Source organism: Inquilinus sp. (assembly GCF_039594555.1).
Classification (GTDB): Bacteria; Pseudomonadota; Alphaproteobacteria; order DSM-16000; family Inquilinaceae; genus Inquilinus.
In genome coordinates, this window is record NZ_JBCNNF010000221.1 from 1 (window position 1) to 11473 (window position 11473).

General features: G+C 70.1%; 10 protein-coding genes. 2 read left to right on the forward strand and 8 right to left on the reverse strand.

Annotation, left to right across the window (positions count from 1 at the left end; translation table 11 throughout):
- Positions 1-236 precede the first annotated feature (236 nt).
- From ABDW35_RS21950 to ABDW35_RS21975, 6 genes are read right to left on the reverse strand one after another with little or no spacing between them, the layout of a single operon-like run.
- Positions 237-1262: a Gfo/Idh/MocA family oxidoreductase gene (locus ABDW35_RS21950; RefSeq protein ID WP_343716012.1), complete on the reverse strand. Its 1026-nt coding sequence runs from the start codon at positions 1260-1262 to the stop codon at positions 237-239.
- Between the two features lie 4 nt (positions 1263-1266).
- A complete protein-coding gene (locus tag ABDW35_RS21955) occupies positions 1267-2340 on the reverse strand; it encodes an ABC transporter permease (RefSeq protein WP_343716013.1) in 1074 nt (357 codons plus the stop codon).
- Positions 2337-3881 (reverse strand): sugar ABC transporter ATP-binding protein, encoded by a 1545-nt coding sequence (locus tag ABDW35_RS21960; protein ID WP_343716014.1) that lies wholly within the window; start codon positions 3879-3881, stop codon positions 2337-2339. The genes ABDW35_RS21955 and ABDW35_RS21960 overlap by 4 nt, the downstream gene beginning before the upstream one ends.
- The gene (locus tag ABDW35_RS21965) at positions 3878-4834 is read right to left on the reverse strand and encodes a DUF2291 domain-containing protein (protein ID WP_343716015.1); all 957 of its coding nucleotides are present in this window, start codon (positions 4832-4834) and stop codon (positions 3878-3880) included. The genes ABDW35_RS21960 and ABDW35_RS21965 overlap by 4 nt, the downstream gene beginning before the upstream one ends.
- Before the next feature lie 26 nt (positions 4835-4860).
- A complete protein-coding gene (locus ABDW35_RS21970) occupies positions 4861-5799 on the reverse strand; it encodes a D-ribose ABC transporter substrate-binding protein (protein ID WP_343716016.1) in 939 nt (312 codons plus the stop codon).
- A gap of 59 nt (positions 5800-5858) precedes the next feature.
- Complete coding sequence (locus ABDW35_RS21975) at positions 5859-6686, reverse strand: phosphogluconate dehydrogenase C-terminal domain-containing protein (protein ID WP_343716017.1); 828 nt, start codon at positions 6684-6686, stop codon at positions 5859-5861.
- A gap of 102 nt (positions 6687-6788) precedes the next feature.
- Between ABDW35_RS21975 and ABDW35_RS21980 the strand changes: the two genes are divergently transcribed.
- Together ABDW35_RS21980 and ABDW35_RS21985 are read left to right on the forward strand one after the other, a co-directional pair.
- Positions 6789-8033 (forward strand): ribulose-bisphosphate carboxylase large subunit family protein, encoded by a 1245-nt coding sequence (locus tag ABDW35_RS21980; protein WP_343716018.1) that lies wholly within the window; start codon positions 6789-6791, stop codon positions 8031-8033.
- Positions 8034-8268: 235 nt separating this feature from the next.
- Positions 8269-9639: a four-carbon acid sugar kinase family protein gene (locus ABDW35_RS21985; protein WP_343716019.1), complete on the forward strand. Its 1371-nt coding sequence runs from the start codon at positions 8269-8271 to the stop codon at positions 9637-9639.
- 66 nt (positions 9640-9705) lie between these two features.
- Here the strand turns inward: ABDW35_RS21985 and ABDW35_RS21990 are convergent, their stop codons facing one another.
- Positions 9706-10281, reverse strand: coding sequence for a cytochrome b (locus tag ABDW35_RS21990; protein WP_343716020.1), 576 nt, complete (start codon positions 10279-10281; stop codon positions 9706-9708).
- Positions 10278-11336, reverse strand: coding sequence for a catalase family peroxidase (locus ABDW35_RS21995; protein ID WP_343716021.1), 1059 nt, complete (start codon positions 11334-11336; stop codon positions 10278-10280). The genes ABDW35_RS21990 and ABDW35_RS21995 overlap by 4 nt, the downstream gene beginning before the upstream one ends.
- Positions 11337-11473: the final 137 nt, after the last annotated feature.

Here is an 11473-nt window from a genome sequence, read left to right on the forward strand (position 1 = left end):
CGCATGATACTGCGAAACGCATCCGGGTCGCCGGCCTTGGCGAGGTCCACGAGCTCGGATTCGGTAAGCGCGTCGTCGCCGATCGCCAGCATCATCGGAACCCGACTGCAGCCTCGGACATGGTTTTACACCATATTGGATGCGCGACGGCCCCGCAGGTTCCCGACGCTGCGCACGATGCCATCGGCCGGCCGGTCGGCAGGCGCGGCGCCGGCTCACCGCTGCGTGTCGAGCGGTTACAGCAGCTCCGTCAGGCCGACCGTCCGCCCGGCGGCAGCGCTGCGATAGGCGGCTTCGACCAATGCGAGGGTCTTGAGGTTGTCGCGGCCGGAGGTTGCGGGTTCCAGCCCGGCGCGCAGGCAATCGACCCAGTGCTGCTGGATCGCCGCCACGCTCTCCTGGATGTTGTGCCAGGGGCGGCTGGCCCAGGGCAGGAGGCGCGGCGAGACATCGAGCGTCTCGCTGCCGTCGCGGCCGGTGACCGTCATGCTGTAGCCCCGGCCCAGCCGGATGGTGCCGGCGCTGCCATCGACCTCGACCAGCGTCTCCGGGAAGGGCTCGACCGCCAGCCGCGTGGCGTAGGAGCAGTCGACCACCGAGGTGATTCCGCCCGCATGGTCCAGCAGCATGGTGGCGACGTCCTCGCCGCGGATCGCCGGGTTGACCCGGCGGGTCCGGGCGGTGAGATGCGTCGCGTCGCCGAACAGGAAGCGGGCGATGTCGAGGCTGTGGATGCCGAGATCCTCGATGATGAAGCGCTCGCCGGTGGCGAGATAGGGCTGGCCGGAGAACACGTCATAGGCCGAGCGGAAAGAGACGCGGCCCCAGAACACCTCGCCGATCCGGCCGGACTCGATGATCCGGCGGACCGCCTGGATCGGTGACTGCCAGCGGAAGTTCTCATGCACCATCAGGGGCACGCCCGCCGCCTCGCAGACGGCGACCATGGCCGTCGCGTCGGCCAGAGTGGCGGCGAAGGGCTTCTGGCAGATCACCGGCACCCGGTGCCGCGCGGCCAGCTCGACCAGCGGCCGGTGGCTCGCCACCGTGGTGGCGATGTCGACGAAGTCCGGCGCCTCCCGCGCCAGCATCTCCTCGGCATCGGCATAGAGCCGGGCGATGCCGAAGTCGCGTCCCGCCACTTCCAGCCGGGCCGGGTCGCGGTCGCACAGCGCCGTGATCTCAGCCCCCTCGGCATCGCGCCAAGCGTGCAGCTGGTTGACGGCGAAGAAGCCGCAGCCGATCAGGGCGCCGCGCAGCATCGCCTCAGCCCTCTCGCGCCATGCGGCGCAGCACCACGCGCTGCTGCAGCCGGCGCTGCGCCTGGTCGACCACCACCGCGGCGATGATCACGAGGCCCTTGATCACGGTCTGCCAGAACGAGCTGACGCCCATCATGACGAGGCCGTCCGACAGGATGCCGATGACGAAGGCGCCGATGATGGTGCCGCCGATCGTGCCACGCCCGCCGGACATCGAGGTGCCGCCCAGCACCGCCGCGGCGATGGCGTTCAGCTCGAAGGTCTCGCCCGTCGCCGGGTGCGAGGCCATCAGCTGAGAGGAGATGATCAGCCCGACCAGCGCGGCGCAGAAGCCGGAGAACATGTAGACGAACATCTTCACCCGGTTGACCCGGACGCCTGAGAGCCCCGACGCGCGCTCATTGCCGCCGACGGCGAAGATGTGCCGGCCCAGCGGCGTGCGCGCGGCGAGATAGGCGGCCCCGGCGGCGACCAGGATCAGGAGCCAGATGGTCAGCGGCAGGCCGAGGAGGGTGCCCGCGCCCAGCGTGGCGAAGCCGGTGGTGCCGAGCTCCTCCTTGCCCGCCAGGTTGGGGAAGGTGGCGCCGTCGGACAGCAGCAGAGCCGCGCCCCGTGCGACATAGAGCGTGCCCAGAGTGGCGATGAACGGCGCCACCTTCAGCCGGGTGATCAGCAGGCCGTTGATCGCGCCGATCACCACCCCGAGGGCGAGGGTGATCAGCATGATCTCGGGCACGTTGAAGTAGAGGGTGTAGCCGAAGCCGAGGGCCGACAGGTCGATGCCGTGCAGGATCAGCCCGCCCGCCACCATGCCGCACAGCCCGACGATCGACCCGACCGACAGGTCGATGCCGCCGGTGATGATGACGAAGGTCATGCCGATCGCCAGGAAGGCGTTCAGCGCCACATGCTTCGACATCAGGATCAGGTTGGCGGCGCTGAGGAAGTTCGGCGCGATCGCCGAGAACACGATCAGCACCGCGAACAGCGCGATGAAGGTGCGCAGCTTCATCAGATGGAGCGCGATCGCGTCGCCGCTCCACCCCTCCCGCCCGGCGGCCTTGTCCGCTGCCATCATGCGCGCGCCTCCTCCCTGAAGGCCGGTCCATGCCCGGCGGCCGACGCCGCGACGACGCGGTCCTCGGTCGCCGTGGCGCAGTCGAAGGTCTCGACCAGCCGGCCGTTGCTCATCACCGCGATCCGGTCCGACAGCGCCATCACCTCCTCGAGGTCCGAGGTGGCGAACAGGATGCCGAGGCCCCGGGACGCAAGGTCGCGCATCACCCGGAAGATCTCGGCCTTGGCGCCGACATCGATGCCGCGGCTGGGCTCGTCCATCAGCAGCACCCGCGGGCCGGTCATCAGCGCCTTGCCGATCACCACCTTCTGCTGGTTGCCGCCCGACAGCGCGCTGACCTCGATGCCCGGATCCGACACCTTGATCGCCAGCTCGCGGATCGACCGCCGCGCCGCCTCGGTCTCGGCCGACCGGCGCAGATGGAAGCCGCGCAGGAAGCGCCGCAGGCTGGACAGGGTCAGGTTCTCGGCCACTGACAGGATCGGCACCAGCCCGTCGCGCTGCCGGTCCTCCGGGATGATGGCGAGGCCGCGACGGATCCGCCCGGTGACGTCGCGCGCCGTCACCCGCTCGCCGTCGAGATAGATGGCGCCGCGGGCATAGGGGTGGCGGCCCATGATGCAGTCGAACAGCTCGGTCCGCCCGGCGCCCATCAGCCCATAGAGGCCGAGGATCTCGCCCGCCCGCAGCGACAGCGAGACATGGTCGACGGCATAGCCGCCGGACGCCCGCGGCAGGCAGATGCCCTCGGCCCGGAACACCTCCGCCCCCGGCGGCCGGTCGCCCGGCGCCGCGAAATCCTTCATGGCGGAGCCGACCATCTGTCGCACGATCCAGGGCACGTCGATCCGGCCCATCCGCTCATGGCCGGTGATGCGGCCGTCGCGCAGCACGGTGATGAAGTCGCCGATCCGCACCAGCTCCTCCAGCCGGTGCGAGATGTAGACGATGGCGACTTGCTGCGCCTTCAGCTCGGCGATCACCCGGAACAGGATCTCGACCTCGGCGGCGCTGAGGGCCGAGGTCGGCTCGTCCATGATCAGGATGCGGGCGTCCTGTGCCAGCGCCTTGGCGATCTCGACGATCTGCTGCTGGCCGATGCCGAGGTCGCCGACCTCGGCACGCGGGTCGATGTCGTGCTCCAGCCGCCGCAGCAGCGCCGCCGCCCGGCGGTTCTGGCCGCGATGGTCGATGCCGCGCAGCCCGCCCTTGAGCTCGCGCGCCATGAAGATGTTCTCGGCGACCGACAGGTTGGCGCAGAGGTTCAGCTCCTGGAACACGATGCCGATGCCGTGCCGGGCGGCATCCTGCGGGCTGTGCAGCACCACCGGCCGGCCGTCGACCAGGATTCGGCCCTCGGTCGGCTGCTCGACCCCGGCGATGATCTTCATCAGCGTCGACTTGCCCGCGCCGTTCTCACCGACCAGGACGTTGACCGCGCCGCGATGCACGGTGAAGTCGACGCCTTTCAGCGCCACCGTGCCGGGATAGACCTTGGTCACCTCCTCGACCTGCAGCGCCGGCGCGTCCGCGGTGGTCACGGCGCCGCCCCCAGGCTCAGCTCGGCCGGGGTGACCAGCGGCTTGGCCTTCGGGTCGTCCAGGGTGAAGACGCCCAGCAGCGTCACCGTCCGCCCCACCAGCTTGTTCCGGGGCAGGGCGGCCAGCGTGGTGTCGTAGATATGGGCGTTCAGCGCCTTGCCGAACTTGGCGTATTCGATCTGGTTGGCGAAGCTGTTGAAGGAGATGAAGTCGATGCTGTCGCGCAGCGCCGTGCCCTTGAACACCGGGCCGATCTGGACGGTCAGGTCGGCCGCGCCGTCGCCATCCGCGTCGACATCGATGGTCGCCGCCCGCGTGCCCGTGTCGGCCGCTATGATCCTGCCTTCGATCGTCGCCGCCACGGTCCAGGGCATGCTGTCCACCGCCCGGTGGCCGAAGCGCTTCTCGGCCTCGTCCGGACTGCTCTGCACCGCCTGCCGCACCTCGGCGAAAGGCCCGGCCTTGCCGTGGAGATAGGGCAGCAGCTTCGGCTGCCAGATCTCCTCGACCGTCTTCTCCGGGTCGAAGGCCGGGTTGTCGAATGAGGTCGCGATGCTGCCCGTCGCGGCCGCCGAGGCCACCTGCGGCGGCTCGTTCTTCACGAGCTTGCAGGCGGCCAGCGGCAGGCCGGCGGCCAGGACCGCGATTGTCAGGCCAAGCGCACGACCGGACGATAGGGCCGGCTTTGTTTTGCCTCTCCCGCCGGACGCGGAAGAGGCCCTTTCACAACACCCGTCCTCCACCGTCATTGCGAGGAGGCGAAGCCGACGAAGCAGTCCATCGGGCCGGGCAAGCTGCTGTATGGATTGCTTCGCTGCGCTCGCAATGACGGTGTTGGAAGTCTGAGAGGCCTTCGCAATCGGGAGAGGCAACCGGAGTACGTCCGCGGAAAAGCCGGTACCGGGCTCAAGGCGGCGCCTCCCTCCTCGCCATGACGATTTTGGAAGCGCCATATCGGGGCTCCTGCCTCGACAATCGCTTATTTCATCGCGAAGGTTTCCAGCTTGCCGGCGTTGTCGGGCGTGATCAGCAGGCAGTCCATCAGCTGCTTCTCGGGCTGGCCGGTCTTCCCGGTCTTCAGGTACTGGTCGGCCTGCTCGACCGCCAGCTCGGCCTGGCGGTAGGCCGGCTGCAGCACGGTCGCCTTGATTCCGCCCTGCCGGATCGAATCCCGCACGTCGTTGCTGCCGTCGAAGCCGACCAGGATGACGTCGGTGCGGCCGGCCGCGGTCAGCGCCGCCCAGGCGCCCATCGCCATGGTGTCGTTGCCGGAGATCACGCCCTTGATGTCGGGATGGGCCTGCAGGATCGACTCCATCTTCGCGAACGCCTCGGTCTGGCTCCAATTGGCCGACTGGCGGGCGACCATCTTCAGGTCGGGATAGTCGTCGATGACGTCGTGATAGCCCTGCGAGCGGATGCCGGCATTGGTGTCGGCCTCGCGCCCGACCAGCTCGGCATAGTTGCCCTTCTCGCCCATCAGCTTGACGAACTCCTGCGCGCCCAGCTGGGCGCCCTGGTAGTTGTTCGACACGATCTGCGCGACGGCGACGCCGGTGACGTTGATCTCGCGGTCGATCAGGAAGGACGGGATGCCGGCATCCTTCGCCTTCTGCACCGCCGCCACCGTGGCGTCGGCCCCGGCATTGTCGAGGATGATCGCCTTGGCGCCGCGGGCGATGGCGCTGTCGATCCGCTCCATCTGCTTGTTGGCGTCGTCGTCATGAACCAGGACGATGGTATCGTAGCCCAGCGCCCGGGCCCGCTTCTGGGCGCCCTCGGCCTCGGCCTTGAAGAAGGGGTTGTCGTGCGACGGCGTGATGACGGCGACCAAGTCCTTCGCCTGCGCCGCGACGCCGAAGCCCAGGGCCAGGGTGCCGGCGATGCCGGCGGCGAGAAGCGCCTTGGTGAAACGCATATGATCCTCCCTGTGGATTTCGTTGTCCCGCCCGGTTCGGGCCTGCAGCCCGCCGGATCTCAGGTGATGCGCTGGATGCTGGCCGCGATCTCGTCCGGCTCGAACACCCGCTTCCAGTCCGGCCGCATCAGCACCGGCTTGCCGAACTCGATCGCCTTGTTGCAGGCGTCGGAGAACACGCCCTCGCGCTCGTCGAAGATGACCGAGGCCAGCACATTCAGATGGCCCAGCAGGAAGTCGCGGGCCGCGTCATGGGCGACGCCGCGGGCCACGACTTCGTCCATCGCCTCGCGCATCACCACCAGCAGCGTGGCACAGACGGTCTCGGACAGGCCGGGCTCCAGCAGCGCCATCTGCTCGACCGAGACGCGGTGCGAGCGCATCACCGGTGCCCAGATCACGCGGGCGATCTCCTCGCCCAGGGCATAGGCCTCCTCCGGCCCCTGCATCAGGGCGGAGACGATGTGCTGCTTGGCCGCGATGCCGCCGAAATAGTCGGTCTTCGCCGCCATCTCGGTCTCGTCGTTGAAGATCGGCGGATGGCAGGGATGGGTGACGAAATAGGTCAGGTCGTCACGCTTCGGCAGGTGGCCGGCGAAGGGGGCGGCCGCGTCCAGCGCCACCAGCATGGTGCCGGGCCGGAGCTGTTTCTCGATCCCGGCGGCGACCTTGCCGATCAGCGTGTCGGGCACGGCCAGGATGACGACATCGGCGCCGTCCAGCGCCGCCTCGGCCGGGACGCAGTCGATGCCCAGCCTGGCCTTCAGCTGGGCGCGGCCGGCCTCGCCGACCTCGACATGGCGCACGTCGAAGCGCGACCCCTTCAGGTTGCTGGACAGCCGGAAGCCCATCTTGCCGCCAGCCCCGAACAACGCGATCGACGTCATGGGCGCCCCCTCTCTTGCCAGGTTCTTGCCGAGACGAGTAAGACAACTGGTATGATGAGTCAATCAGTATGATCTTATCGGTGGCGGATGAGAGGGCAGGGGATGGAGCGCATCGAGGCCGACTACCTGATCGAGACGGCCCATGACCCGCGGGCGGCGGCCGAGGCGATGGCGGGGGAGCAGTCCTCCGGCACCTTCGTCGCGGTGCCGGGCGAGACGCCGGCGCTGAAGGAGCGATCGGCGGCGCGGGTCGAGCGGCTGGAGGTGGTCGGCGAGGCCGCGGTGCCGTCGCTGCCTGGCGCGGGCGGGACGGGCCCCATCGTCCGGGCGCGGATAACCCTGTCCTGGCCGCTGGCCAATCTCGGGCCGTCGCTGCCGAACCTAATGGCGACGGTGGCCGGAAACCTGTTCGAGCTGAAGCAGTTCTCGGGGCTGAAGCTGCTCGATATCCGCCTGCCACCCGCCTTCGCCACTTCCTATGCCGGGCCGCGCTTCGGCATCGCCGGCACGCGGCGCCTGGCGGGAGTCGAGGGCCGGCCGCTGATCGGCACCATCATCAAGCCCAGCGTCGGGTTGGGGCCGCAGGAGACGGCGGAACTGGTCCGCATTTTGGCCGAGGCCGACATCGACTTCATCAAGGATGATGAGCTGCAGGCCGACGGCCCGGCCTGCCCGTTCGAGGACCGCGCCCGGGCCGTGATGCGCGCGGTCAACGACGTCGCCGAGCGCAAGGGCCGCAAGGTGATGGTCGCCTTCAACCTGACCGGCGACCTGGACGAGATGCGGCGCCGGCACGACCTGGTGCTGGCGCTGGGCGGCACCTGCGTCATGGCCAGCGTCAATTCGGTCGGGCTCGCCGGCATGATCGCGCTGGGCTGCCACAGCGCGCTGCCGATCCACGCCCATCGCAACGGCTGGGGGTATCTGTCGCGCCACCCGCTGCTCGGCTTCAGCTTCACCGCCTGGCACAAGGTCTGGCGGCTGGCGGGGGCCGACCACATCCATGTCAACGGCCTGGCCAACAAGTTCTCGGAGGATGACGACAGCGTCATCGCCTCGGCCCGCGCCTGCCTGGCGCCGCTGTTCCCGGACAAGCCGTGCCCGATCATGCCGGTCTTCTCCTCCGGCCAGACGGTGCGGCAGGCGCCCGGCACTTGGCAGGCGCTGGGCTCGACCGACCTGATTTTCGCCGCCGGCGGCGGCATCATGGCCCATCCCGACGGCCCGGCCGCCGGCGTCGCCGCGCTGCGCCAGGCCTGGGAAGCGACGGTCGACGGCGTGCCGCTGGCGGATTACGCCCGCACCCGGCCTGCTTTGGCCCAGGCGCTGGAGGCGTATCGGGGATGAGAGATTGTTTCGGACTGGCTCCCAGCCTCCCGCTTTCTTTTAGTCCCCCCTCCCCTTGCGGGAGGGGGGCAGGGGGAGGGGTCTGCGCGCGTCCGCGCGCGAATGCGTATGGACCTGAATGCGGCATCCAAACCGGTCTCCGGTCGTCCGGGCCGGAGTGTGCTGCGAAAACCCCCTCCCCCTACCCCCCTCCCGCGAGGGGAGGGGGGACTCGTTGGTCCGGAGGTCCCCGGCCATGACCTCCTGCCTCCCCACAGGCCCGCTGGTCTCCTGGTATGGCGACGACTTCACCGGCGCCGCCGCGGTGATGGAGGTGCTGACCTTCGGCGGCGTGCCCTCGGTGCTGTTCCTCGATATCCCGACACCGCGGCGGCTGGCCGCCTTCGCCGGCTATCGCGGCATCGGCATCGCCGGGGTGGCGCGGTCGAAGGATCCCGCCTGGATGGAGCGGCACCTGCCGCCGGTCTTCGACGCCCTCGCCGGGCTCGGCGCGCCGATCGCGCAGTACAAGATCTGTTCGACCCTCGATTCCGCGCCGCATGTCGGGTCGATCGGCAAGGCCGCCGACCTTGCCGTGCCGCGTCTCGGCGGCGCCTGGCATCCCTTCGTGGTCGCGGCGCCGGCGATCGGGCGGTGGCAGTGCTTCGGCAACCTCTTCGCCGGCTTCGACGGCGCCGCCCACCGCCTCGACCGCCACCCGACGATGAGCCGCCATCCGGTGACGCCGATGGGCGAAGCCGACATCCGGCGGCACTTGGCGCAGCAGACGGAGCGATCCTTCGGCCTCATCGATCTGACCGCCCTGCGCTCCGGCCGGGGCGAGGCGGCACTGGAGCGGGAGATCGCGGCCGGCGCCGAGATCGTCGCCTTCGATGTCGTCGACGAGGCCGACCTCGCCGCGGTCGGCGGCCTGATCTGGCGCAATCGCGGCAAGCGGCTGTTCGCGATCGGCTCCCAGGGGCTGGAATACGCGCTGCTGGCCTATTGGCGGCGGGAGGGGCTGATCGCACCGTCGCCATCGGCGCCCAGCGCCGGGGCGGTCGACCATGTCGCGGTCGTCTCCGGCTCCTGCGCGCCGCAGACCGCGGCCCAGATCGCCCATGCGCTGGAGCGAGGCTTCCAGCCGATCCCGGTCGATGCCCGCCACGCTGTCGACGCGGCGGCCTGGGCCGGCGAGATCGGCCGCGCGGTCGACGCCGCGCTGGCCGCGATCGAGGCCGGGCGCGACCCGCTGCTGTTCACCGCGCGCGGCCCCGACGATCCGGCCGTGGTGGCGCTGAACCAGGCGCTCGCCGCTTCCGGGGCCGACCCGGCCGCGGTCAATGAGCGTATCGGCACCGGCCTCGGCACCGCGCTGAAGCGGGTGCTGAAGCGGGCTCGGCTGAAGCGCGGCATCATCGCCGGAGGCGACACTTCCGGCCACGGCGCCGGCGTCCTCGGCATCCATGCCCTGACGGCACTGGCGCCGACGGTGCCGGGGGCCGCGCTGTTCCGGGCGCATGGCGACGACCCGGCGCTGGCCGGGCTGGAGATCGCGCTGAAGGGCGGCCAGATGGGCGCGCCCGACTATTTCTGCCGGATCAAGGAGGGCGGGGGCGCGGGGTAGACCGGCGTCACCTCTCCGGCCCGTTCCCGTTCACTACGAGGACGGGCGGGCCGGAGAGGTGACGGATCAGACGGCCTGCGGCCCGGGGCGTGTCGCCTCGTCACGCGCCGGCACGGGCGCCATCGCCTCGAACACGCCGTCGCGCCGCACCAGGGCGTGGTACAGCGCCGCCGCGACATGCAGCAGGATCAGCGCGAAGAAGGCGAAGGCCAGATAGACATGCGCGGTCCACAGCAGCGCATGCAGCCCGGCATTCTGCGGCAGGATCGGCGGCAGGGTCACGCCCGGGAACAGCACCACCGGATAGGCCGCGGCGGACAGCATGCCCCAGCCGATCAGCGGCATGGCGATCATCAGCAGGTAGAAGGCGAGGTGCGACAGATGCGCGGCCAGCTTCATCGGCTCGGGCAGGTCGGCGGGCAGCGCCGGCGCGCCGTAGCGCAGCCGCAGCACCACGCGGATCAGCACCAGCACCAGGATGGCGATGCCGAGCGGCTTGTGGATCGCCACCAGCGTCAGGTATTTCGGCGCGACGGTGGACACCATGCCGACACCGATGAACAGCATGGCCAGGATGCAGGCGGCCAGCAGCCAGTGCAGCAGGCGCTGGGAAGCGGTGAAGTGCCGGCGGGCCGTGATCATGGCTTGGCTCCCGTCGAGGATCCCGGATAAGCGTCATGCTCCGCGGTGCGGAGATTGTAGGACCGGGAATAGGCGGCCGACCGCGCGGCCGGGAACGGATCGTCCGAGGGGCTGATGCCCGCGGGCAGGACGGTCGGGTCGAAATTGATGTCGCGGCAGGGGCCGTCCTGCTCGGCCTCGATCTTCTGCACCACCAGGGTCCCGACCTCGACGGTGCGGCGATCCGCGGGCCATGCCTTGCTCGGATCCGCGGTTGGGTCGCCCGGATTGGCGACGGTGACCGCCAGGGTCCAGCGCTGCGGCCCGGCGGCGACGCGCTGGGTGATGTCCTGCTCCAGGAAATCGGGGCCGAGCTTCTCGAGCTGGTCATGCGGCACCGCCACCGGCGCGGCGGCCGGCAGCAGCGACCAGCGCACCGTATGCGCGGTGCCGGAGCCGTCGGTGAAGACGAAGCTGTTGAGGCTGTTGAACCGCTCCTCGGCATAGCTGCCGGTCCAGGGCGCGCTCTGCGCCCAGCCGCCGAAGGCGGCGATTTCCGGATGCGCCGCGACCACGGCCTTCAGCGCCTCCGGGTCCTTGCTGCCGGAGGCGGTCAGCAGCTCGTAGAAGGCCTCGGGCGTCGCCACCGGGAAGAAAGGCGGGTCGATCATGGCGCTGCGCCACTCCTGCCCGTCCGGTGTCGAGATCTGCAGCCCCAGCCCGCGCACCCGGACCGTGGCGTCCACGGCCTTGAACTCGGGGGTGGCGAGGTTGAAGCGTCCGAGGGCCGGATACTCGCCCTTGGCGAAGACCTGGGCCTTCGACAGCTCCGCCCCGGCACCGTTGGACTCGAAGACGCCGGTGAAGCAGATGCCCTTGGCGTGGTTGCGGCGATGGCCGAGGTCGGGGCCGCCGGGCGGCGCCAGGGCCGACACCAGCTTTTCTGGGGTGAGGCGCTGGGGCGAGAGCCATCCGGCCGTGTAGGCGAAGGCCGCGCCCCCGGCCCCGACGACGGCTGCTATCAGGATCAACGACCCGAGGGCGGAGCGCCCGGGCGATCGTTGCGGCTGGGGCATTCCATTCCTCGCTGTGCTGGAACTTGGGCCTGGCTGCGGAAGTATGGCCTCCCGGCCGGGCGCTTACGCAAGACTGATGTTCGGCCGGGCGCCTGTTTTGGTTACGAAGGGGGGCGCCCGCCACCGTCCGAGGGGGG

What these genes read in the sequence shown, in the direction of transcription:
- ABDW35_RS21975 (WP_343716017.1), bottom strand. Translation starts at nt 6,686, where the DNA reads ATGACGTCGATCGCGTTGTTCGGGGCTGGCGGCAAGATGGGCTTCCGG.
- ABDW35_RS21985 (WP_343716019.1), top strand. Translation starts at nt 8,269, where the DNA reads ATGACCTCCTGCCTCCCCACAGGCCCGCTGGTCTCCTGGTATGGCGAC.
- ABDW35_RS21980 (WP_343716018.1), top strand. Translation starts at nt 6,789, where the DNA reads ATGGAGCGCATCGAGGCCGACTACCTGATCGAGACGGCCCATGACCCG.
- ABDW35_RS21990 (WP_343716020.1), bottom strand. Translation starts at nt 10,281, where the DNA reads ATGATCACGGCCCGCCGGCACTTCACCGCTTCCCAGCGCCTGCTGCAC.
- ABDW35_RS21970 (WP_343716016.1), bottom strand. Translation starts at nt 5,799, where the DNA reads ATGCGTTTCACCAAGGCGCTTCTCGCCGCCGGCATCGCCGGCACCCTG.
- ABDW35_RS21950 (WP_343716012.1), bottom strand. Translation starts at nt 1,262, where the DNA reads ATGCTGCGCGGCGCCCTGATCGGCTGCGGCTTCTTCGCCGTCAACCAG.
- ABDW35_RS21955 (WP_343716013.1), bottom strand. Translation starts at nt 2,340, where the DNA reads ATGATGGCAGCGGACAAGGCCGCCGGGCGGGAGGGGTGGAGCGGCGAC.
- ABDW35_RS21995 (WP_343716021.1), bottom strand. Translation starts at nt 11,336, where the DNA reads ATGCCCCAGCCGCAACGATCGCCCGGGCGCTCCGCCCTCGGGTCGTTG.
- ABDW35_RS21965 (WP_343716015.1), bottom strand. Translation starts at nt 4,834, where the DNA reads ATGGCGCTTCCAAAATCGTCATGGCGAGGAGGGAGGCGCCGCCTTGAG.